The organism is Variovorax atrisoli 110B (assembly GCF_000382045.1).
Taxonomy (GTDB): domain Bacteria; phylum Pseudomonadota; class Gammaproteobacteria; order Burkholderiales; family Burkholderiaceae_C; genus Variovorax; species Variovorax atrisoli.
The window spans coordinates 399,073-421,650 of sequence record NZ_KB907453.1 but is presented as its reverse complement, the minus strand read 5'-3'; the positions used below and the strand labels follow the sequence as shown (position 1 = coordinate 421,650).

Genomic DNA, 22,578 nt, shown 5'->3' with positions numbered 1-22,578 from the left:
TCAGGCGAGCCTGAGCGGCAGGCTGCGCAGCCGCTGGCCCGTGAGGGCGAACACCGCGTTCGCCACCGCCGGCGCGATCGGCGGCGTGCCGGGCTCGCCCACGCCGCCTGGCGCTTCGCCGCTGGCGGCGATCTCGACCTCGATGGCCGGGCACTCGTTCATGCGCAGCGGCATGTAGTCGTGGAAGTTGCTCTGCTGCACCCGGCCCTTCTCCACCGTGATCTCGCCATGCAGCGCGGCGGAGAGGCCGTAGACGATGGCGCCTTCCATCTGCTGGCGGATCAGGTTCGGGTTGACGGCCACGCCGCAGTCGACGACGCAGGTCACCCGGTGCACCCGCACCTGCCGGTCCGGCGAGACGGACACCTCCGCCACCTGCGCGACGATGCTGCCGAAGGAACGGTGGATCGCGAGGCCGCGCGCCCGCTTCGCGCCGTCGGGCCCCGGTGCCGGCGGCTGGCTCCAGTTCGAGAGTTCGGCCACGCGCCTGAGCACGCGCAGGTGGCGCTCGTCCTTCGCGAGCAGCGCGGCGCGGAACGCCACCGGGTCCTTGCCCGCGGCGGCGGCGCACTCGTCGATGAAGCTCTCGACGAAGAAGCCGTTCTGCGAATGCGCGACCGATCGCCAAACGCCCGTGGGCATGGCCGACTCCACCGGCACGTGGGCGACGCGCGCGTTGGGGAAGGCATAGGCCGTGTTCCAGGCGCCGTCGGTGGCGGTGTCCATGAGCGAGGGGGCGCCCATGCTCGATCCGGCCGTGACGGTCTGCCACGCGACCAGTGCGCCGGCCGCGTCGAAGCCCGCCCTGCAGCGCGCCACGTAGGCGGGGCGGTAGAAGTCGTGCGCCATGTCTTCCTCGCGCGACCAGAAGAGCTGCACCGGCGCGCCGCCGGTCTCGCGCGCCAGCGTGGCGGCCTGGGTGACGAAGTCGGTGCTGTAGCGCCGGCCGAAGCCGCCGCCGAGGTAGGTCACGTGCAGCTCGACCTTGTCCGCGTCGATGCCCAGCGCCTTGGCCGCCGCACCGCGCGTGAAGCCCGGCGCCTGGGTGGGCGCCCACACGGTCGCCTTGCCGTCCTTGAACTGCACGGTGCAATTCATCGGCTCCATGGTCGCGTGGGCCAGGAAGGGCACACGGTACTCGGCCTCGATGGTCTTGGCGGCCGAGCGGAACGCACCGGCCACGTCGCCGTCGTCCAGCCGGGCGTTGCCGGGCCTGGTGCGCAGGGTCTGCGAGAGGCGCTCGATCATCTCGGAGCTCGACAGGCTGGCGGCCGGGCCGTGGTCCCATTCGATGGCGAGCGCCTTCACGGCGCGCATCGCGTGGTAAGGGGTGTCGGCGATGACGGCCACCCCGCCCGGCGTGGCGCCGGTGCCGATGAGCGTGGCGCCGACCGGCTCCAGCGCCATCACCTTGCGCACGCCCGGCAGCTTCTGCGCGGCCGTGGCGTCGAAGCTCGCGACGCGGCCGCCGGTGGTCGGGCACATCGCGATGCTCGCGTAGAGCAGGCCCGGCGGCAGCACGTCGAGCCCGAAGGTGGCGGAGCCGTCGAGCTTGGCGGCGCCGTCCATTCGCCGCACGGGCTGGCCGATGAGCTTGAAATCGGCCGGCTTCTTCAGCGCCACCTGCGTCGGCAGGGGCTGCTGCGCGGCCTTGGGAGCCAGTTCGCCGAAAGTGGCGCTCCTGCCGCTGGCCTGGTGCAGCACACGCCCGGCCTCGGCACGGCATTCGGCAACAGGCACCTGCCACAGCACGGCGGCCGCGCCGAGCAGCATGGTCCGCGCCGACGCGCCGGCTTCGCGCAGCGGTACCCACTGGTCGGTGATGCTCGAGGAGCCGCCCGTGCCCGAGAGCCCCGGGATCGCGCGCAGCAGCTTGCCCATCACGTGCTCGGCCGAGCGCTTCATCGCGCCCTCGTCGCCGGGCCGGAAAGGCAGCGCATCGAGGATCGCCGCCTGGTTGTTGTAGATGGCGTCCGAGCCGGCCATCTCCAGCCGGATCTGCTCGAGCGAGGCGCCCATCTCCTCGGCCAGCAGCATCGACAGGCCGGTGTGCGTGCCCTGCCCCATTTCCGACTGCGACATCATCAGCGTGACCGTGTTGTCGCTGCCCACCTTGACCCAGCCGTTGAGCGCGACCTGGCCCGGCGCCGCAGGCAAGGGCTGCGACCCCGTCAGCCGCGACGCGACCGGCGTGGCAGCCCATCCGACGACGAGGGCACCGACGGCGCCCGCCGTGCCGAGGACGAAATGGCGGCGCTTGAGCTTGGGCATGGCGTGGTTCCTTCGTGGGGATGCGTGAGTGGAGGATGGGATCAGGCGTCGGCGACGATGCCGCGCCAGAAGGTCTCGAAGCCGGCCTCGCAGTAGCCGGCGCGGCCTTTCCTGCTCTTCGCCTGCGCGACGAAGGCCATCGTGGTCTCGGCCATCGCGCCCAGCATCGCGCCGAGGAAAGGCAGCGGCTGATCGCGTATCAACCCGTTGCTGATGCACTCCCTGGCAAGCACCTCCAGCCGCAGGAACGGCGCCATGCCCGCGGCCTTGCTCTCTTCGCTCACCTGGTCCGACACCTTGAGCTGCGAGACCACCTTGAACTTCTCGGGGTTGTCGACGCCCCAGTACACGTAGCGGTCCCAGATGTGGCGGTATTTGGTCTTGGGGTCGGCCTGCTCGGGCCAGTCTTCGAGCATCACCTCGGCAAGCTCGGTCTTCAGCTGCCGGTAGAGCTCGTTGACCAGCACTTCCTTGTTCGCGAAATAGGTGAAGAGCGTGCCTTCGGCCACGCCGGCTGCGCGCGAGATGGCGGAGGTGGGCGTGCTCCACGCACCCCGGCTGGCGAACTCCGCGATGGCCGCATCGAGGATCGCATTGCGCTTGTCTTCGCTTCTGGGTCTGGCCATGGGTTGGGACGGCGTTCTTTATTGATTGAGTACGTACTCAATTATAGAAATGCGTCGCGACGCCTGGCAATGGGTGTGGAATCCCGGGGCCGGAAGGTGGCTGGGGGCCTGCATAATCGCGCCCTTTTTTCCAAGGGGAGCCGGGGATGGAACTCGAAATCGCGCAATCCACGCCGACCGCCGCCAGCATCGCGATGCTCGTGGAGGAACGCTACGGCCTCGGCAAGGTGGTCGAGAGCGAATTCCTGCGGCGCAGCTTCAACCAGGTCTACCGGCTGGGCTTTGCCGACGGACGCCGCGTGGTGGCGCGGCTGAGCGCCGACCGGCCTCGCGGCGGCCCCAACCTGCAGTTCGAGGCGGCTGCGCTCGACCACCTGTCGCGCACGGGCTGCCGTGTCTCGCGCTGCGTGCCGACCGCCGACGGCCAGATCGCCATCGAGGCGCCGATGCCCGAAGGCCCGCGCGCGCTGATGCTGTTCGAGCACCTGAGCGGCGAATTCACCGGCGACGCCGCCCCCGACATCGAAGCCTTCGCCCACGGACTGGCCTCGTTGCACACCGCAGGCGAAAGCTACCGAGGCCCGGCAAGCCTCTATCGCCTGGACCTGGACTACCTGCTGCTGCGGCCGCTGCAAGGCCTGCTGCGCGCGCCGACCATGACGGCCGAGCTCCGCGCGCAGTTCGAGGAGCTCGGCGAGCGCCTGCATGCCGCCATCCTGGGCCAGGGCGAACTCGGCGATGTGCTCTGCCATGGCGACGCGCATGGCAGCAACAACTTCATCGTCGAAGACGATGCGCATGGGCCGCGCCAGGCCGTGTTCTTCGACTTCGACGAGGCAGGCCCGGGCTACCTTGCCTACGAGCTCGCCGTCTATCCGTGGATACTTCATCCCCGCACGGCGGATGGCGTCCTGGGCGACAAGGCCACCCAGCAATGGCGCCATTTCATTCACGCCTATCGCGAGGCCCGCCCGGTGCCCGACGCAGACCTCGCCGCCATTCCCCGCTTCATGGCGGCGCGCCAGTTCTGGCTGCTCGGCGAATACGCCGGCCGCATCCCGGTCTGGGGCTCCCAGGCGATGCCCACCGACTACCTCCGCCGTCAGCTGGCCATGCTGCGCAAGTGGGAAACATTGGAGTTGCCACTCTAGGCGCGACGCCGCACCGGCAGGAACCCTGCACCGGCGGCGCGGGTCAAAAAACTGTCGCGGCGCCTTGTCGCGACAGGAGGCAATGACCATGAAGCAAGTGAAGCATTGGCAAGACCCCGTCAACGCCGCCGCCGGCGCCTGGCTGATCGTCTCGCCCTGGGTCCTGGGCTTTTCGGGCATGACCGCCGCCATGTGGACGATGGTGGCGACCGGCATCGTGCTCGGCGCGGTGGCGCTGGGTGCGACCTTCGTGCCCCGACAGTGGGAAGAATGGACCGAGGTCGCGCTGGCAGCCTGTCTCGCGGTGTCGCCCTGGGTGCTCGGGTTCCGCAGCAACGAGACGGCGATGGTCAACGCGGTGCTCGTGGCCGCGGTGATCCTGGTGCTGGCGCTGTGGGTCCTGGTGACCGACAAGGATTACCTGGGCCACACCGTCGACCGCCCGGCGCATTGACGACGGCCCGCGCCGGCCGGGCACCGATGCTCGCCGCGCTCACTGCGTGGCGGGCGAGGTGACCGGCTGCGCCTGCGCGGCGCCATCCATCCACCCGGCCTGCCAGCCGCCGCCCATCGCCTGGATCAGCGCGATGGCGGTGGTCTGGCGGTTGACCTGCAACTGCACCAGCGTGCGGCGCGCGCTGAGCGCGGCGGCCTGGGCCGTGACCACGTCGGTGTAGCTCACCTGCCCGGCACGGTAGCGGTTGAGCAGCTGCTGCTCGGTCTTGTCCGCCGCGGCCGAGGCCTCGCGGCGCAGGCCTTCCTGCTGCGCGAGCGTGGCGCTCGCGGTCAGCTGGTCTTCCACCGCCTGGAAGGCGGTGAGCACCGTCTGGCGGTAGCGCGCCACGCTGGATTCGTAGCTCGCCTTCGCCGAATCGACATTGGCCGCGATCGCGCCCGCATCGAACACCACCTGCGCCACCGAAAGCCCCAGTCCCCACAGCGTGTTGGAAGAGCTGAAGAGGTCTTTCACTCGGCTGACGTTGGTGCTGCCGACCGACGCGGTCAGCCCGATGTTGGGGAAGTAGGCCGCGCGCGCGATGCCGATCTGCGCGTTGGCCGCCGCCACCGAACGCTCGGCCGCGGCGATGTCGGGCCGGCGCTGCAGCAGCGTCGAAGGCACGCCCAGCGGCACGCCCGGCACCGTGGGCGTCCACCTGGCGGCAGGCAGGCTGAAGTCGGCCGGCGCCACGCCGATGAGCGCCGCGATCGCGTGCTCGTAGGTGGCGCGCGTGCGCTGCAGCCCCACGAGGTCGGCCTTGGCGTTCACCAGCTGCGTCTGCGCCTGCAGCACGTCGGTCTGCGCGGCGATGCCGGCGGCATAGCGGTTGCTCGTGATCTCGAAGGCGCGCTGGTAGCCCTGGATGGTCTCGTCGAGCAGCACGATCTCGGCGTCGGCCTCGCGCAGCGAGAAATAGCTGGTCGCCAGGTCGCCGATGGCCGAGAGCCGCGCCGCGGCCAGGTCGGCCTCGCTGGCCTGTGCGTTGGCCTGCGCACTGCTGACCGCCTCGCGCAGCCGGCCCCACACGTCGGGCGTCCAGCTCGCGCCCAGCGACGCCGTGAAGCTGTTCGACGGGCTCGAGGTGCTGCTGCCGCCCACCGTGCCCGAGCGCCTGCCGCTGCCGGTGAGCGACACCGACGGGAACAGCGCCGCGCGCTCGCCGCGCACCAGCGCCTGGGCCTGCGTGTAGTTGGCCACCGCCGCGGCGATGTTCTGGTTCGACACCTGCACGCGGTCGGCCAGGTCGTCGAGCGTGGCATCGCCGAAGAGCTTCCACCACTCGCCGCGGTCGAGCGCGTCGGCCGGGGCCGCGGGCAGCCAGCCTTCGGCGGCCTTCTGCTCTTTCCAGTTGGCCGAAGCGGCGGTGGCCGGCTGCTGGTAGCGCGGGCCGACAGCGCAGCCCGCGAGCAAGGCGGCCAGCGCGAGCGCCGAAAGCGAAAAGCGGGAGGTGGAAGAAAACAGTGCGTTCATGTCGTTGTCGTTTCTCGCTCAAGCGGGCGTCACGCGGCTCAGCTCGCGCTCGTTGGTGCCGCGGCGGCGCAGTTTGTCGAGCAGCAGGTAGACCACCGGCGTCGTCAGCAGGGTCAGCAGCTGGCTCGCGATCAGCCCGCCGATGATGGCCACGCCCAGCGGCCGGCGCAGCTCGGCGCCCTCGCCGAAGCCGATGGCCAGCGGCAGCGCGCCCAGCGCCGCCGCCATGGTCGTCATCAGGATCGGACGGAAGCGCAGCAGGCAGGCCTCGCGCACCGCCTCCATCGGCGTGAGCCCGCGCGAGCGCTCGGCTTCGAGCGCGAAGTCGATGATCAGGATCGCGTTCTTCTTCACGATGCCGATCAGCAGGAACACGCCGATCAGCGCGATGATGGAAAACTCCATGCGGAACATCAGCAGCGCCAGCACCGCGCCCACGCCGGCCGAAGGCAGCGTCGAGAGCACCGTGATCGGATGCACCAGGCTCTCGTACAGGATGCCCAGCACGATGTAGATCACGATCAGCGCCGCCAGGATCAGCATCGCCTGCTGCCCCTGCGACTGCTGCGCGCTCGCCGCCGTGCCTGCGAACGCACCGCGCACGTTGGTGGGCATGGCGATGTTGGCCTCGGCCTTGGCGATGGCCTCGCGCGCGTCGCCCAGGTTGGCGCCTTCGGCGAGGTTGAACGAGATGGTCGTGGCCAGCTCGCCGTCTTCATGGCTCACCGAGGTGGCCACCGACTGCTCCTCGAACTTCGCGACCGCCGACAGCGGCACGAGCGCGGTGGCCGTGTTGCTCAGCACGTTGCCGGTCGATGCATTGCGCAGCGCCGCGTTGGCCGAGACCGGCACGGTGGCCGTGCTCGAGGAGGAAGACGAAGAGGACGCCGCGGACGAAGACGACTTCGATGCAGTCGATGACGAAGAAGAAGCACTCGACGTGCCGCTGGCCGCCACCTGCGTGGTCACGGTCTGGCCGCCCACCACCGACGTCTTGGTGGCCGGCACGTACACGTCGGCCAGCGAGTTGGGGCTGCGCGTGTAGCGCGGCGCCCATTCCATCACCACGTGGTACTGGTTCAGCTCCGTGTAGATGGTCGCGACCTGCCGCTGGCCGAAGGCGTTGTAGAGCGCGTTGTCGATGGCCGTCGACGTCAGGCCCAGCCGCCGCGCGCTGTCGGGGTCGACCTTGGCCACCGTCTCCACGCCGTTCTGGTCCTGGTCGGTGTCGATGTCGGTCAGCGAAGGCTGCAGCTTCAGTTCGTCGGCAAGCTTCACGGCCCAGGTGCGCAGGTCGGCGACGTTGTCGCTCTTGAGCGTGTACTGGTAGGTCGAGTTGCTGGCGCGGCCGCCGGATCGCACGTCCTGCACCGTGCCCAGGAACACGCGCAGGCCGGTCACCTGGTTGAGCTGCGGGCGCAGCCGCGCGATCACCGCCAGGCCGCTGTCCTTGCGCTGGTTGGCGGGCTTGAGGTTCACGAACATGAAGCCGCCGCCCGCCCGGCCCGCGCCGGTGAAGCCCACCACAGTGTCGACCGCCTCGTCCTTGCGGATGATGTCGACCACCTGCCGCAGCTTCTCGGCGAGCGCCTGCGACGAGATGCTCTGGTCGGCGCGCAGGCCGCCGTTGAGCTGGCCGCTGTCCTGCTGCGGGAAGAAGCCTTTGGGCGCCGCGCTGAACAGGTACACGTTGAGCCCGACCACCGCCACCAGGATCAGCATCACCAGCGCCTTGCTGTCGAGCGCCCAGTCGAGGCTGTGCTCGTAGCGCTTGAGCACCCAGTCGTAGCTGCGCGCGGCCATGCGGCCCAGCCTGCCCTGCGGCTTGTTCCTGTCGTGCTCGCCGCCGGGCTTGAGCAGCCAGGCGCACATCATCGGCGTGGTGGTCAGTGAGATCACCAGCGAGATCAGCACCGCCGCGGACAGCGTCACCGCGAACTCGCGGAACAGCCGCCCCACCTGCCCGCCCATGAACAGCAGCGGAATGAACACCGCCACCAGCGACACGCTGATCGACAGCACGGTGAAGCCCACTTCCTTCGCGCCAAGCAGCGCGGCCTTCATGCGCGTCATGCCCGACTCGATGTGCCGGCTCGTGTTCTCCAGCACCACGATCGCGTCGTCCACGACGAAGCCAGTGGCCACTGTGAGCGCCATCAGGCTCAGGTTGTTCAGGCTGAAGCCCAGCAGGTACATCACCCCGAAGGTGCCCAGCAGCGCCGCCACCGTCGCCACCGCCGGCACCACCGTCGCGCGCGCGCTGCGCAGGAACAGGCTCACCACCAGCACCACCAGGATCACGGAGATGATCAGCGTGAACTCCACCTCGCGCAGCGAGCCGCGGATGGAATTGGTGCTGTCCGATGCGACCTGCAGCGTCACGTCCGGCGGCAGCTGCGCCTGCAGCTCGGGCAGCAGCGCGCGCACGCTGTCGACCGTCTCGATGATGTTGGCCGAAGGCTGCCGCGTGATCAGCACGATGATCGCCGGCTCGCCGTTGAACAGGCCCAGCGTGCGCGTGTCCTCCACGCCGTCGACCACCTCCGCCACGTCCTGCAGCCGCACCGCAGCGCCGTTGCGCCAGGCGATGACCATCGGCGCGTAGTCGCTCGCGCGCAGCGCCGGCGTCTGCGTATAGATCTGCAGCTTGCGCCCCTCGCCCTGCACCATGCCCTTGGGCCGGTTGGCGTTCGAGGCCTGGATCGCGGCGCGTACGTCCTCGGTGCTGATGCCGTAGCGGTTCAGCGCGAACGGCAGCAGCTCGATGCGCACCGCCGGCAGCGAGCCGCCGCCGATCTCGACGTCGCCCACTCCATCGACCTGCGACAGGCGCTGGCTCACGATGTTCGACACCGCGTCGTAGATCTGGCCCGGCGTCTTCGTCTTAGACGTGAGCGCCAGGATGATCACCGGCGACGCCGCCGGGTTGGCCTTGCGGTAGGTCGGATTGCTGCGCAGCGTGGCCGGCAGGTCGATGCGGCTCGCGTTGATCGCGGCCTGCACTTCGCGGGCCGCGCCGTCGATGTTGCGGCTGAGGTCGAACTGCAGCGTGACGCGGGTGGAGCCCACCGAGCTGGTGGACGTCATTTCGTTGACGCCTGCGATGGTGCCCAGGTGGCGTTCCAGCGGGGTTGCGACGCTGGTGGCCATCGTCTCGGGGCTGGCCCCGGGGATCGAGGCTCTGACGGAGATGACGGGGTAGTCGACCTGTGGCAGGGGGGAGACGGGGAGGACGAAGAAGGCGGCTATGCCGGCCAGGGCTATGCCTATGGTCAGGAGGACTGTGCCTATGGGGCGGCGGACGAAGGGGAGCGACAGGTTCATTGCTGCTCTCCTTGCGGAGGGCGGAGGCCGGGTCTCGGCCCGGCGGCCGACTCACTTTCTTTTGCTTCGCCAAAAGAAAGTAAGCAAAGAAAAGGCGACCCCGCTGTCTGCGACCCCTTCGCTGCGCTACGGGGCAACCTGCGGTGCTCGCGTTTCGCGGGGTCCGCAGAACTCGCTTCGCTCAAACAGCTGCGGCCCTTATCCGCGAAACGCTGCGCTCCTCGGCGCAGCCAGAGGGGATTGCAGAACTGCGGGCCATCGCTGCGCTCGGCCTCCAAGGCACTGCGGGCGCTGCGCGCCTGCAGTGCTTGGAATGAGGGGGGGCAGTGGTTTGGATTGCGTGTGCTGCCGGCACTGCCAGTGGTGCTGGGCGCGTTGGTGCTGTGGACGGCGCTCTTGCCGTGGGCTGCGTTCGTGGTGTTCGTGGCGTTCGTGCCCGTGGTGCCGTTGATGTCGTTGATGCCGTTAGCCCAATCGATATCAGCTCCGCCCCACGATCCCCCGCCGAGCGAAGCAAAGGCCCGTCCAGGCAACCCAAGGGCCGAGCGAAGCGATGGCCCGCCCCACTCCCTTCTGGCTGTGCCGAGGAGCGCAGGCGCAGGAGGGATCAGGGCCGCAGCTGTTTGAGCGAAGCGAGTTCTGCGGACCCCCTCCTGCGCCGAGCACCGCAGGTTGCCCGTAGCGAAGCGAAGGGACACAGACAGCAGGGTCGCCTTTTCTTTGCCTACTTTCTTTTGGCGAAGCAAAAGAAAGTAGGTCGCCCGCCGGGGCGAGACCCGGCTCCGGAAAACAAATCCACGACGGAAGAAAAGACGACTCAAACCGCCTCCTCCTCAATCTCAACCCTCCGGGCACTCCCCCCACCCAACCGGTCAAACGCCAGATAAATAACAGGCGTAGTGAACAGGGTAAGCAACTGACTGACGATCAACCCCCCGAAGATCGCCAACCCCAGCGGCCGCCGCAATTCAGCCCCATCCCCGAAGCTGAACATCAACGGCACAGCAGCAAACAAAGCCGCCAGCGTGGTCATCAAGATGGGCCTAAACCGCAACAAGGCAGCCTGGTGAATGGCCTCCCGAGGAGACTTCCCCTGTGTTCTCTCGGCATCGATGGCGAAGTCGATCATCATGATCGCGTTCTTCTTCACGATGCCGATCAGCAGGATGATCCCGATGATGCCGATCACCCCCAGGTCGTTGCCCGTGATCATCAGCGCCAGCAGCGCCCCCACCCCGGCCGAAGGCAGCGTGGACAGGATGGTCAGCGGATGCACATAGCTCTCGTACAGCACCCCCAGCACGATGTACACGCACACCACGGCGGCAAGGATCAGCCACAGCTGGTTCGACAGCGACTTCTCGTAAGCCCCTGAAGCTCCGAGGAAGGTCATCGTCACGCTGCTCGGCAGCCCGATCTCCTTCGCGGCCGCTCGAATGGCGTCGACCGAGGCGCCGAGCGAAACGCCGGGTGCGGTGTCGAAGTTCAGCGTGCTCGCCGGGTACTGCGCCACGTGCGTGATCTGCAGCGGCGCCTGCTGCTCGGAGATCTGCGCGATCGCCGAAAGCGGCGTGGCAGTGCCGGAACCCGCGATCAGGCTCAGCTGCCCCAGCGTCTGCGGCGTGTTCACCATGCCGGGCTGGGCCTCGAGGATCACGCGGTACTGGTTGGTCTCGGTGAAGATGGTCGAGACGATGCGCTGGCCGAAGGCGCTGTAGAGGGCGTCGTCCACGGTGCTCGCGGTGATCGACAGCCGCGCCGCGGTGTCGCGGTTGACGTTCACGAAGGCCGCGAGGCCCTGGGCGCCGGCGTCGCTGCTGACGTTGCGCACCTTGTCCGATTCCTGCAGCTTGGCGACGAGCTTCTTCATCCACTCGGTGATGGCGGTGCTGTCCACGCCTTCGAGCGACATGCGGTATTCGGTCGGGCCGGTCTCGGCGTCGATGGTGAGGTCCTGCGTGGGCTGCAGGTAGAGCGTGACGCCCGCCACCTGCCGCACGCGCTCGCGCAGGCGGTCCATCACGACCTGCTGGCTGTCGCGGTCCTTCACCAGGTTGATGAGCATGCTGCCGGTGTGCAGCATGGTGTTGTTGGCGGCATCGACGCCGACGAAGGAGCTGAGGTTCTCGACCGCCGGGTCTTCGAGGATCGCCTGCGCCGCCTGCATCTGCAGCTGCGACATGCGCTCGAACGACACGTCCTGCGCGGCCTGCACGCGGGCCTGCAGCTGGCCGGTGTCCTGCGTGGGGAACAGGCCCTTTGGAATGGTGAGGTAGAGCAGCACCGTCAGCACCATGGTCAGCAGCGCGACCAGCAGCGTGAGCGCCTGGTGCTCGATCACCCAGTGCAGCGAGCGGTCGTAGCGCACCATCACGCCGTCGAAGAATCGCTGTGCGCGCGCGCCGAAGCCCTTGTTCGAGGCCTCCTTCTTCTGTTCGTGCCTGAGCCAGCGCGCCGACATCATCGGCACCAGCGTGAGCGACACCACGGCGGAGATCAGGATGGTGATGGCCAGCGTCACCGCGAACTCGCGGAACAGGCGGCCCACCACGTCGCCCATGAACAGCAGCGGGATCAGCACCGCGATGAGCGACACGGTCAGCGAGATGATGGTGAAGCCGATCTGCGTGGCGCCCTTGAACGCGGCCTGCAGGGGCTTCTCGCCCTCCTCGATGTAGCGCGCGATGTTCTCGATCATGACGATCGCGTCGTCCACCACGAAGCCGGTGGCGATGGTCAGCGCCATGAGGCTGAGGTTGTTGAGGCTGTAGCCCAGCAGGTACATCAGCCCGAAGGTGCCGATCAGCGAGATGGGCACCGCGATGCTGGCGATGACGGTGGCGCGCAGGCTGCCCAGGAAGGCGAAGATCACCAGCACCACGAGCACCACGGCCAGCACCAGCTCCATCTCGACGTGCTGCACCGAGGCGCGGATGCCGGCCGTGCGGTCGCTGAGCACCTCGATCTTCAGGCCGGCGGGCATGCCGGCCTGCAGCTCGGGCAGCTGCTTCTTGATGGCGTCGACGGTGGCGATCACGTTCGCGCCGGGCTGGCGCTGCACGTTCATGATGATCGCGGGCGAGAGCCTGCTGGTGCCGTCGACCTTGTTGCCGGCCCAGGCGGCGAGCTGGTTGTTCTCGGCGCTGCTGACCACCTGCGCCACGTCGACCATGCGGATCGGCGCGCCGTTCTTGTACGAGACGATCAGGTTCTTGTAGTCGTCGACCGTCATCAGCTGGTCGTTCGAATTGATCGTGTAGGCGCGCTTGGGCCCGTCGAAGCTGCCCTTGGCGCCGTTGGAGTTGGCCGCCGAGATGGCCGTGCGCAGCGTGTCCAGCCCGATGCCGTTGGCCGCCAGCGCCTGGGTGTTGGCCTGGATGCGCATCGCGGGGCGCTGCCCGCCGCTGAGCGACACCAGCCCCACGCCCGAGACCTGGCTGATCTTCTGCGCGAGCCGGGTGTTGACCAGGTTCTGCACGTCGGTCAGCGGCAGCGTGTCGGAGGTGATGGACAGCGTGAGCACCGGCGCGTCGGCCGGGTTGACCTTGGCGTACACGGGCGGCGCCGGCAGGTCGGCCGGCAGCAGCGAGCCGCCGGCGTTGATGGCGGCCTGCACTTCCTGCTCAGCCACGTCCAGCGTCTGGCCGAGCGAGAACTGCAGCGTGATGATCGACACGCCCGCGGCGCTGGTCGAGCTCATGCGGTCGAGCCCCGACATCTGGCCGAACTGGCGCTCCAGCGGCGCGGTGACGGTGTTGCTCATGACCTCGGGGCTGGCCCCGGGGTAGAGCGTCTGCACCTGGATGGTCGGGTAGTCGACCTGCGGCAGCGCCGACAGCGGCAGGAAGCGGAATGCCACCAGGCCGGCCAGCACGATCGCGACCATCAGCAGCGAGGTCGCCACCGGCCGCAGGATGAACGGACGGGACGGACTCACTGGCAGGCCTCCGTGCTGCTGCTACTGCTGTTACTGCTGCGACGGCAGCAGCTGGTGATGCGAAGACCGTTCGTCATTGGCCGCGCCTGCCGCCCTGCCCGCCTTCGCCGCCGCGTTCGGACATGCGCTGCCAGCGCTCCAGCGCGGCCGGGTCGCCGCGGTCCAGCGCCTCGAGGAAACGCTTGCGGCGCTCGAGCTGCTCGGGGTTGTCCTTGACGGAATCGAGCATGCGCTGGCGCTGCTCGGCGGTCGGGAGCTTGGCCGGCGTCGCCGGCGTGGCGGGGGCCGTCTCCGCGGAAGGCACGGAAGGCACGGGGGAGGCCGCGGCAGGGGCTGCCGCAGCGCCGGGGGCGGTCGAGGTGGCCGGCGCCGCGGAAGTCCCGGCTGCCGATGCGCCCTCGGCGCCCCTGGCCGCGCCGGGACCGCCTGCGCCGCCGCCCTGCCGGCGGCCGCGATGCGTGCCACCTGCCGGGGCCGATGCGGCGCCCGCGGGCCGGTCGGCCTGGGTCTGCACGCGCGCGCCGTCCTTCAGCCGGTCGCCGCCTTCGGTCACGACCTGCTCGCCGGCCTGCAGGCCCGAGGTGATCGCCACGTTGTCCACGCTCGATTCGCCGCGCGTCACCGTGCGCTGCGACACGGTGTTGTCTTCGTTCAGCACATACACGTAGTCGCCGTTGGGGCCGTGGCGCAGCGCCGTGACGGGCACCACCACCGCGCTGTTCACGGTGCGCAGCAGCAGCCGCAGGTTGACGAACTGGTTCGGGAAGAGCGCGTTGTCGGCGTTGGCGAAGCGGGCCTTGGCCTTGACGGTGCCGGTGGCTGTGTCGACCAGGTTGTCCAGCGTGGAGAAGCTGCCGTTCGCGAGCCGGCGCGTGCGGGTGCGGTCGAAGGCGGTGGCGTCGAGCTTCGCCCCCTGGGCGAGGCGGTCCTGCACTTCTGGCACGCGGTCCTGCGGAATGGCGAATTCGACGTCGATCGGCGCGATCTGCGTGATGGTCGCGATGCCGTTGGTGGTGCCGGTGGAGATGTAGTTGCCCGCGTCCACCGGCCGCAGGCCGATGCGCCCGCTCACCGGCGCGGTGATGCGGCTCCAGGCGAGGTTGAGCTTGGCGGTGTTTTCGTTGGCGCGGTCGATGGCCACCGTGCCTTCGAGCTGCTTGACCAGCGCGGCCTGCGTATCGACGTCCTGGCGGGCAATGGAATCCTGGCCCAGCAGGGTCTGGTAGCGCTGCAGCGTAACCCGCGCCGCCGCGAGCTGCGCCTCGTCGCGCTGGCGGGCGCCGGTGGCCTGCGCCAGGGCGTTCTGGAACGGCTGCGGATCGATGGTGGCGAGCACGTCGCCCTTCTTGACCATCTGACCTTCCTGGAAGAGCACCGCCGTGAGCACGCCCGAAACCTGCGGCTGCACGATCACGTTGGCCAGCGGCGTGACCGTGCCCAGGGCTTCCAGCTGCACCGGAATGTCGGCCTGCCTGGCGGTCGCGATGCCGACCGTGCTGGAAGCCGGGCCGCCACCGCCTCCGCGCCCGGGGCCGCCAGGGCCGCCGGGTCCACCCTGCCTGCCCGCGCCCGGTCCTGGTCCGGCGCCTGGGCCGGCCACCGGCGTCTTCGAGCGCTGGACCAGGTACCACGCGCCGCCGCCCAGCACCGCCAGCAGCAGCAGGGCCAGAAGGCTGCCCATCCAACGGCGCCTGCGGACCGTCGGATGGTTGGGGGAAACGGCGGAAGGCAGAGGCTCGGTTGGTTTTTCTTGTTCCATGGACGGTGCGTGCGAAAGGTGCGAGGGTGCGGACCAGCGTAGTACAGCGCGGATGGTAGTCCGGCTCTTTGCTGGGCCGTAAAGCGTCGGTAAAGCTCGCGGGAGCCTCCTACAAGCTTCCTCAAAGCCTCCTCCATGTCTCCCGGATTGCCCCCCGGAACCCTGCAATTCGCGCGGCCAGGCTGCAATTCGCGCCGCCTGCGCGCATTCCGTCGCACGGCGGTGGCCGGGGCGCGCGGGCATCGGCACAGTCCAACCCATCGATTTCCTTGCACCGCTTTTTTCAGCTTCTCTTCAACCTTCACCTTCCACGGAGTGCCGCCATGCTGATGCAGATCGTCCTTCACACGCCCAAGTGGGTGTTCGCCGTGTTCTTCGTGCTGCTGTGGCTCGGCGCCCGGCAGCTGCTGGCCAACCAGGTGAGCCTGACCCGCGTCACGCTGATGCCCGTCGCCATGGGCGGCCTGTCGATCTACGGCGTGGTTTCGGTGTTCGGCGATTCCTTCGGCGCCCTGCTGGGCTGGGCCGCCGCCGCGGCCGTGATGGCGGCGCTGGTGCTGCAGCGCCCGCTGCACGCCGCCACCCGCTACGACGCAGCCGCGCGCCAGTTCGAGGTGGCCGGCAGCCCGGTGCCGCTGATGCTCATGATGGGCATCTTCCTGACCAAGTACGTGGTGGGCGCCGCCCTGGCCATGCACCCCGAACTGCGCCACCAGCCGACCCTCGCCATCGTCGTGCCCGTGCTGTACGGCGCCTTCACCGGGGTGTTCGCTGCCCGCGCCGCGCGCCTTTGGAAGCTGGCCATCCGTACCGACGCCATGGCCGCCGCGGCCCGCGCGGCCTAATATTCCCGGGCCTCGATTCCCGGGCAACCACTCACGGAAGAAACGCCGCCATGAACGCGCTCCTGCTGATCCTCAAGATCTCCGTCACGGTGGTGCTGGCCGCCTCCATCGCCGAGGCCCTGGTGCTCTCTTGGCGCAACGGCTGGCGCAGCTACGACTGGAAGGCCGCCGGCGTCTCCGTGTTCGACTTCCTGGTGCGCGAATACCCCCTGCGCTGGCTGCTGCCCCTGGCCTTCTGGACCGGCGCGATGGACTGGTTCTACGCCCACCGCCTCTTCACCCTGCCGATGGACCACTGGACCGGCTGGGCGGCCTGCTTCATCGGCCAGGAGTTCTGCTACTACTGGTACCACCGCGCGGCGCACCGGGTGCGCTGGTTCTGGTGCACCCACGCCATCCACCATTCGCCGAACCAGCTGAACCTGTCGGCCGCCTACCGCTTCGGCTGGACCGGCCGCCTCACCGGCACCCTGGCCTTCTTCATGCTGGCGCCGCTGCTGGGCATGCCGCCGCGGGTGGTCCTGCTGATGCTCACGCTGAACCTGCTGTACCAGTTCTGGATCCACGCGACCTGGATTCCGCGCCTCGGCCCGCTGGAATGGGTGCTCAACACCCCCTCGGCCCACCGCGTGCACCACGCCTCGAACCTGGAATACCTGGACGGCAACTACGGCGGCGTGCTGATCGTGTTCGACCGCCTGTTCGGGACCTACATCCCCGAGCGCGCCGACGTGCCCTGCCGCTACGGCCTCGTCAACCCGGTCACCACCCACAACATCCTGGAAATCGAGTTCGGCCAGTGGCGCGCGCTCTTTCGCGACCTCGCCTCGGCCCGTTCCGTGCGCGCCTTCGTCGGCTACCTCGTGAAGCCGCCCGGCTGGAAGCCCGAGGGCCCCGGCGACACCACCGAGGAGCTGCGCCAGCGCGCGGCCCTGCAGCCGGCGCCGCAGCCCGCAATGGCGGCCGATTTCATTCCTGTCCAATACAAGGAGCTGTCATGACTTCCTACGCCTCCTCCGATTCCTCCCGCTCCGAGATCGAGCGCCTCGCCCGCCGCCGCGCCGGCGCCAAGATGGGCTGGTACGTCCACGCCTTCGTCTACGTGCTGGTCAACCTGGGGCTGGTCGCCATCTCGGCCGCCAACGGCCGCAACTGGGCGATGTATCCGCTCATGGGCTGGGGGCTGGGGCTGCTGATCCATGGCGCCGTGGTCTGGTTCGTCGCGCCCGGCGGCGGCTTCTACGATAGGCTGGTCGAGCGCGAGCGCCGCGCCCTGGGAGGCCGGGACCGCGGATGAGCAGCACCGCGCCGCAGAGCCGCTTCCGCGCGGAGAACTTCCGGGACATGCTTCGGCATGGCCTGATCACGGCCGTCTTCTGCTGCCTCATCGCCATCGCGATGACCATCACCGGCGGGGACAACTGGGCGGGCCACCTCGTCTATTCGCTGGCGATCGGCATGGTCAGCTGGCTGTTCATCGACACCGGGCGGCTGCTGCTCAGCGGGCACCGCGAGACGCACTGGCCGAACTGGCCCTGGGGCTTCGCACTCGTCGCGCTGGGCGTGGCGGTCGGCTTCTTCGTGGGCAACGTCATCGGCGACGCCGTGTTCGACGCGCCGCGGTTCGACTTTCTCGACATCAGGGGCCACAAGCTGGCCACCGGCGTCACGATCACCATCATCGCGACGGTCGGCATGTGCTTCTTCTTCTACAGCCTCGGCAAGAGCAAGCACATGCAGAGCCAGATCGAGCTGGCCCAGCGCAACGCCACCGAGGCCCGGCTGAAGCTGCTGGAGACGCAGCTGGAGCCGCACATGCTGTTCAACACGCTGGCCAACCTGCGGGTGCTGATCACGGTCGATCCGCCGCGCGCCGTGGCCATGCTCGACCGGCTCAACAGCTACCTGCGCATGACACTGAGCGGCTCGCGCGCGCTCTCGCATCCGCTGTCGGCCGAGTTCGAGCGGCTGGGCGACTACCTGGAGCTGATGTCGGTGCGCATGGGCGACCGGCTGCGCTACACCCTCGACCTGCCGCAGGACCTGCGCGACGCGCCGGTGCCGCCGCTGCTGCTGCAGCCGCTGGTGGAGAACAGCATCCGCCACGGCCTGGAGCCCAAGGTGGAAGGCGGCGAGATCGTGGTGCGAGCCCGCAGGGACGAGCAAGGCGGCTCGCTCGTGATCGAGGTCAGCGACACCGGCGTGGGCCTGGGTGCGGCGCCGCCGTCGCAGGGCAGCGGCTTCGGGCTCGAGCAGGTGCGCGAGCGGCTGGCCACGGTGTACGGCGAGCGCGGCACCATGAGCATGGCGCCCTCCCCTTCGGGCGGCACGCTGGCGAGGCTGAGCATTCCGGCGCCGGCCTGAACGCACGCCACACGACAGGACAACAACGACAAGATGACCACTGCATCCCCCACCGCACTCATCGCCGAGGACGAACCCCTCCTCGCGCAGGCGCTCAAGGCCGAGCTGGCCGCCGCATGGCCCGAGCTGGAGATCGTCGCCACCGCCGGCGACGGCCGCAGCGCCGTGCGCGAGGCGCTGCGACTGCTGCCGCAGGTGCTTTTCTTCGATATCCGCATGCCCGGCCTCGACGGCCTTGGCGCCGCTGCCGAGCTGGCCGACAGCTGGCCCGCCGACGAGACGCCCATGCCCCAGCTGGTGTTCGTGACGGCCTACGACGAATACGCCGCCCGCGCCTTCGAGGCGCAGGCCATCGACTACGTGCTCAAGCCGGTGCAGCCCGACCGCCTGCGCAAGACCGTCGGCCGGCTGCAGCAGGCGCTGGCCGCAAGGCAGCCGGCGGCGACGCCCGCACTGGCGGATGCGGCGCTGGAGCAGACGCTCGCCCAGTGGCGGCAGGTGCTGGGGGCAGCCGGGGTCGCGGCCACCACGCCGGCTCCCGCCCCGCTTCGCATGATCGCCGCCAGCGACGCGGGCGGCAGCACCGTGCGCATGGTGCCGATCGACGAGGTTCTCTATTTCGAGGCGGCCGACAAATACCTGCGCGTGCTGACCGCCACGCACGAATACCTGATCCGCACGCCCCTCAAGCAGCTGCTGCCGCAGCTCGACGCCGACACCTTCTGGCAGGTGCACCGGGCGGTGGTGGTGCGCAGCTCGGCCATCGAATCGGTTCACCGTGACGAGGCCGGCAAGCTGCACCTGATGTTGCGCGGGCGAGCCGAGAAGATCCCGGTCAGCCGGCTCTACGCCCATCTCTTTCGCGCGATGTGAAACTGGGCGAACAGGAGCCTGGAAACGCCCAAAGAAAAAGCCGGCCCTTTCGGAGCCGGCTTTTTTCATTCAGTCACGATTGCCGTGGCTTTTTAGCGCCAGTGGCCATGGCCGCGGTAGTAGCCGCGACCGTAGTAGCGCGGACCGTAATAGGCCGGCGGACCGTAATAGACCGGGGCCGGACGGTAATACACCGGCGGCGGGCGGTAGTAGACCGGCGGCGGCGGCGCGTAGTAGACGGGTGCCGGCGGCACATAGACCGGGGCCGGAGCCGGGTAGTAGGCCGGGCTGCCCACCCCCACCGCCACGCCTGGTACGCCGACGCCGATCGACCAGCTCACGTCGCTGCGGGCGCTGGCCGAGGTGGCGGCGAACAATGCACCGGCTGCCACGACGCCCGCGGCGGCCCACTTGAAAAAGGTTGAACGTGTGAAGCTCATGATCCTGCTCTCCTTGTTTGGGGTGGGCACTGTCCGGATCGGGACCGCCCATGTGGTGTATTGAACGCGGCAAATGCAAACGGGGTGCACGGGCCAATGTGAAGAACGTTGCCAAAGGTAACCCATAGGGGGTGCCCCCTAAAATGCCGCAATGACCTCCCCGACCGACAAAAGCGGCACCAAGACGACAGCTGCACCGAGCAATTTCCTGCGCCACGTGATCGAGAGCGACCTCGCACAGGGTGCCTATTCTGGCCGCAAGTGGGGCGGTTCGCCCGGCAACGCCGCTCATCATGCACAGGGCATGGCCGATCCGGCCAAGGTGCGCATGCGCTTTCCGCCCGAGCCCAACGGCTACCTGCACATCGGCCACGCCAAGAGCATCTGGCTCAACTTCGAGCTGGCCAAGGAATACGGCGGCGTGAGCCACCTGCGCTTCGACGACACCAACCCCGAGAAGGAAGACCAGGAATACGTCGACTCCATCCGCGACGCCGTGAAGTGGCTGGGCTACGAGACCTATCTCGCCGACCGCCCCGGCGCGCCCGGCACGATGCAGCCGCACGAGTATTTCGCGAGCGACTACTTCGACTTCATGTACGAGGCCGCCGAATACCTGATCGGCGCCGGCCTCGCCTACGTGGACGAGCAGACCGCCGATGAAGTGCGGGCGAACCGCGGCGACTTCAACACGCCCGGCACCGACAGCCCCTTCCGCACCCGCACGCCCGAGGAGAACCTCGCACGATTCCGCGCCATGCGCGACGGCCAGGTGGCCGACGGCGCCGCCATCCTGCGCGCCAAGATCGACATGGCCAGCACCAACATCAACATGCGCGACCCCGCGCTGTACCGCGTGCGCCGGGCCCACCACCACAATACCGGCGACAAGTGGTGCATCTACCCGATGTACACCTACGCGCACCCCATCGAGGACGCGCTGGAGCAGATCACCCACAGCATCTGCACGCTGGAATTCGAAGACCAGCGCCCCTTCTACGACTGGCTGCTCGACCGCCTCGCCGAGGGCGGCCTCATCGCCAGTCCGCACCCGCGCCAGTACGAATTCGCCCGCCTCAACGTGACCCACGTGCTCACCAGCAAGCGCAAGCTGCGCCAGCTGGTCGAAGAGAAATACGTCGACGGCTGGGACGACCCGCGCATGCCCACCATCGCCGGCCTGCGCCGCCGCGGCTACACGCCCGAGGCGCTGCGCCTGTTCTGCGAACGCAGCGGCACCACCAAGTCGGGCGGCTGGATCGACTACGCCAGCCTCGAGGCCGCGCTGCGCGACACGCTAGACCCCGTCGCACCCCGCGCCATGGCCGTGCTCGACCCGGTCAAGCTGGTCATCACCAACTGGGGCGAGCTGATGGGCGGCGACGACGCTCTGGACGCTTGCTCGGCCCCCGTGCACCCGCACCATCCCGAGATGGGCCAGCGCGAATTCAAGCTGGGCCGCGAGGTCTGGATCGAGCGCACCGACTATGAGGAAGTGCAGCCCAAGGGCTTCTTCCGCCTGTTCCCCGGCAACAAGGTGCGGCTGAAGTACGGCCACGTCATCGAGTGCATCGGCGGCACGAAGGACGCCGACGGCAGGCTCGTCAAAGTGCAGGCGAAGCTGGTGCCCGACACCAAGAGCGGAACGCCCGGCGCCGACGCGATCAAGGTGAAGGGCAACATCACCTGGGTGGCCGCCGCCGACGCGGTGCAGGCCGAGGTGCGGCTCTACGAGCGCCTCTTCGCCGCGGCGCACCCGGGCAGCGGAGAGCTGCTGGAAGAACTGAACAAGAACAGCCTGGAAGTGTGCTCGGCCTTCGTCGAGCCCTCGCTGGCCAAGGCCGAGCCGGGCGTCGGCATCCAGTTCGAGCGGCACGGCTACTTCGTGCTCGACGCGAAGGCCAGCGGCATCGCCGGCAAGCCGGTGTTCAACCGCGCGGCCGGGATGCGGGACAGCTGGGGCAAGTAAGCAGGCAGGCAAGCGGCCAGTCGCTACTCGGGCCGCTTGTAGACCACGCCGATCACCGCGCTGTTCTCGTCGGTGGTGCACACGGCGGATCTTCCCTGTGGCCCGACCTTCAGGTTGACCGTGTAGACGCCGTCGCGCGGCGTGCTGCCCTTGTCGGCCGCGATGCTGGCCGGCGGCACCCTGAGTTCGCGCGCAGCCGCGGCCACGCAGTTCTTGACGCTTGCCTCGGGCGCACCGCCCACGCGGATGGCCGTGCTGTTGCACGCCGCCAGCAGCAGGCCGGCCATCGCCGTGCAGGCGAGCGGGATGGAGCTTCGCATCTTGGTCGTCATACCGGATTCCCTGTGTCTCGAATGAACAAGCCCATTGGAGCCGTGCCGGCCGCCAGAGGTTGCAGGACGGACCCGGGCTATCCTGTCGGCACATGAATCGTTCGAGCCCTTCTTCTTCCCGCTCATCGTCCTCGTCCTCCCGGCTGATCCGCTTCAACAAGCCCTATGGGGTGCTCAGCCAGTTCACGCCCGAGGGCCGCTGGCGCGGACTGAAGGAGTTCATCGACATCCCCGGCGTCTACGTCGCCGGCCGGCTCGATGCCGACAGCGAGGGCCTTCTGCTGCTCACTGACGACGGCAGGCTGCAGGCGCGCATCGCCGATCCGCGCTTCAAGATGGAGAAGGTCTACTGGGTGCAGGTCGAAGGCGTGCCCGGCGAAGAGGCGCTCGCCGCGCTGCGCAACGGCGTGATGCTCAACGACGGCCCCACCCGCCCCGCGCGCGCCCGCCTGCTCGACCCGCCGCCCGAGGTGTGGGAGCGCACGCCGCCGATCCGCGAACGCAAGAGCATTCCCACCGCGTGGATCGAACTGGCCATCCGCGAGGGCCGCAACCGGCAGGTGCGGCGCATGACGGCGGCCGTGGGGCTGCCGACGCTGCGACTGATCCGCGCCGCGATCGGGCCGCACACGCTCGAAGGACTGGCGCCGGGAACCTGGAGCGACTAGCGCCGCACCGAACAAGCCGGCGCCCTCCCCTCATCCAAACGAAACCTTGC

At 68.9% G+C, this 22,578-nt stretch carries 17 protein-coding genes; 9 read left to right on the top strand and 8 right to left on the bottom strand.

Annotation, left to right across the window (positions count from 1 at the left end; genetic code table 11):
- Both G369_RS0115920 and G369_RS0115915 read right to left on the bottom strand, forming a co-directional pair.
- On the bottom strand, positions 1-2,271 hold the full coding sequence (locus G369_RS0115920) for a xanthine dehydrogenase family protein molybdopterin-binding subunit (RefSeq protein ID WP_019655007.1): 2,271 nt from the start codon (positions 2,269-2,271) through the stop codon (positions 1-3).
- Between the two features lie 41 nt (positions 2,272-2,312).
- A complete protein-coding gene (locus G369_RS0115915; RefSeq protein WP_019655006.1) occupies positions 2,313-2,897 on the bottom strand; it encodes a TetR/AcrR family transcriptional regulator in 585 nt (194 codons plus the stop codon).
- A 146-nt stretch (positions 2,898-3,043) separates the two neighbouring features.
- Here G369_RS0115915 and G369_RS0115910 point away from each other — a divergent pair, with 146 nt between their 5' ends.
- Positions 3,044-4,048 carry a phosphotransferase enzyme family protein gene (locus G369_RS0115910; protein WP_019655005.1) on the top strand — a complete coding sequence of 335 codons (1,005 nt, stop codon included), beginning with the start codon at positions 3,044-3,046 and terminating at the stop codon, positions 4,046-4,048.
- Between the two features lie 88 nt (positions 4,049-4,136).
- Positions 4,137-4,502: an SPW repeat protein gene (locus G369_RS0115905; RefSeq protein ID WP_026346412.1), complete on the top strand. Its 366-nt coding sequence runs from the start codon at positions 4,137-4,139 to the stop codon at positions 4,500-4,502.
- 39 nt (positions 4,503-4,541) lie between these two features.
- Here G369_RS0115905 and G369_RS0115900 read toward each other — a convergent pair whose 3' ends face one another.
- The 4 genes from G369_RS0115900 to G369_RS0115885 form a co-directional block, all read right to left on the bottom strand.
- The gene (locus G369_RS0115900) at positions 4,542-6,017 is read right to left on the bottom strand and encodes an efflux transporter outer membrane subunit (protein WP_019655003.1); all 1,476 of its coding nucleotides are present in this window, start codon (positions 6,015-6,017) and stop codon (positions 4,542-4,544) included.
- Between the two features lie 18 nt (positions 6,018-6,035).
- Positions 6,036-9,341: an efflux RND transporter permease subunit gene (locus tag G369_RS0115895; RefSeq protein ID WP_019655002.1), complete on the bottom strand. Its 3,306-nt coding sequence runs from the start codon at positions 9,339-9,341 to the stop codon at positions 6,036-6,038.
- Between the two features lie 817 nt (positions 9,342-10,158).
- Entirely contained in the window at positions 10,159-13,278 is a 3,120-nt protein-coding gene (locus tag G369_RS0115890) for an efflux RND transporter permease subunit (protein ID WP_019655001.1), read from the bottom strand.
- 73 nt (positions 13,279-13,351) lie between these two features.
- On the bottom strand, positions 13,352-14,959 hold the full coding sequence (locus G369_RS0115885; protein WP_309937347.1) for an efflux RND transporter periplasmic adaptor subunit: 1,608 nt from the start codon (positions 14,957-14,959) through the stop codon (positions 13,352-13,354).
- A 401-nt stretch (positions 14,960-15,360) separates the two neighbouring features.
- On the opposite strand from G369_RS0115885, the gene G369_RS0115880 reads away from it, so the two are divergent.
- The 5 genes from G369_RS0115880 to G369_RS0115860 are packed head-to-tail and all read left to right on the top strand — an operon-like array spanning position 15,361 to position 19,119.
- The gene (locus tag G369_RS0115880; protein WP_019654999.1) at positions 15,361-15,882 is read left to right on the top strand and encodes a DUF6622 family protein; all 522 of its coding nucleotides are present in this window, start codon (positions 15,361-15,363) and stop codon (positions 15,880-15,882) included.
- A gap of 50 nt (positions 15,883-15,932) precedes the next feature.
- A complete protein-coding gene (locus G369_RS0115875; protein ID WP_019654998.1) occupies positions 15,933-16,883 on the top strand; it encodes a sterol desaturase family protein in 951 nt (316 codons plus the stop codon).
- A complete protein-coding gene (locus G369_RS0115870) occupies positions 16,880-17,179 on the top strand; it encodes a 2TM domain-containing protein (RefSeq protein WP_019654997.1) in 300 nt (99 codons plus the stop codon). Before G369_RS0115875 ends, G369_RS0115870 begins: the two co-directional genes overlap by 4 nt.
- Positions 17,176-18,246 (top strand): sensor histidine kinase, encoded by a 1,071-nt coding sequence (locus G369_RS0115865; protein ID WP_019654996.1) that lies wholly within the window; start codon positions 17,176-17,178, stop codon positions 18,244-18,246. The genes G369_RS0115870 and G369_RS0115865 overlap by 4 nt, the downstream gene beginning before the upstream one ends.
- Positions 18,247-18,279: 33 nt before the next feature.
- Positions 18,280-19,119 (top strand): LytR/AlgR family response regulator transcription factor, encoded by an 840-nt coding sequence (locus G369_RS0115860; protein ID WP_019654995.1) that lies wholly within the window; start codon positions 18,280-18,282, stop codon positions 19,117-19,119.
- Between the two features lie 92 nt (positions 19,120-19,211).
- On the opposite strand, the gene G369_RS0115855 is transcribed toward G369_RS0115860, so the two are convergent.
- Positions 19,212-19,559 carry a hypothetical protein gene (locus G369_RS0115855; protein ID WP_019654994.1) on the bottom strand — a complete coding sequence of 116 codons (348 nt, stop codon included), beginning with the start codon at positions 19,557-19,559 and terminating at the stop codon, positions 19,212-19,214.
- A 151-nt stretch (positions 19,560-19,710) separates the two neighbouring features.
- On the opposite strand from G369_RS0115855, the gene G369_RS0115850 reads away from it, so the two are divergent.
- Positions 19,711-21,528 (top strand): glutamine--tRNA ligase/YqeY domain fusion protein, encoded by a 1,818-nt coding sequence (locus G369_RS0115850; RefSeq protein WP_019654993.1) that lies wholly within the window; start codon positions 19,711-19,713, stop codon positions 21,526-21,528.
- 23 nt (positions 21,529-21,551) lie between these two features.
- On the opposite strand, the gene G369_RS0115845 is transcribed toward G369_RS0115850, so the two are convergent.
- Complete coding sequence (locus tag G369_RS0115845; RefSeq protein ID WP_019654992.1) at positions 21,552-21,860, bottom strand: hypothetical protein; 309 nt, start codon at positions 21,858-21,860, stop codon at positions 21,552-21,554.
- A 92-nt stretch (positions 21,861-21,952) separates the two neighbouring features.
- Between G369_RS0115845 and G369_RS0115840 the strand changes: the two genes are divergently transcribed.
- On the top strand, positions 21,953-22,528 hold the full coding sequence (locus G369_RS0115840; RefSeq protein WP_019654991.1) for a pseudouridine synthase: 576 nt from the start codon (positions 21,953-21,955) through the stop codon (positions 22,526-22,528).
- Positions 22,529-22,578: the final 50 nt, after the last annotated feature.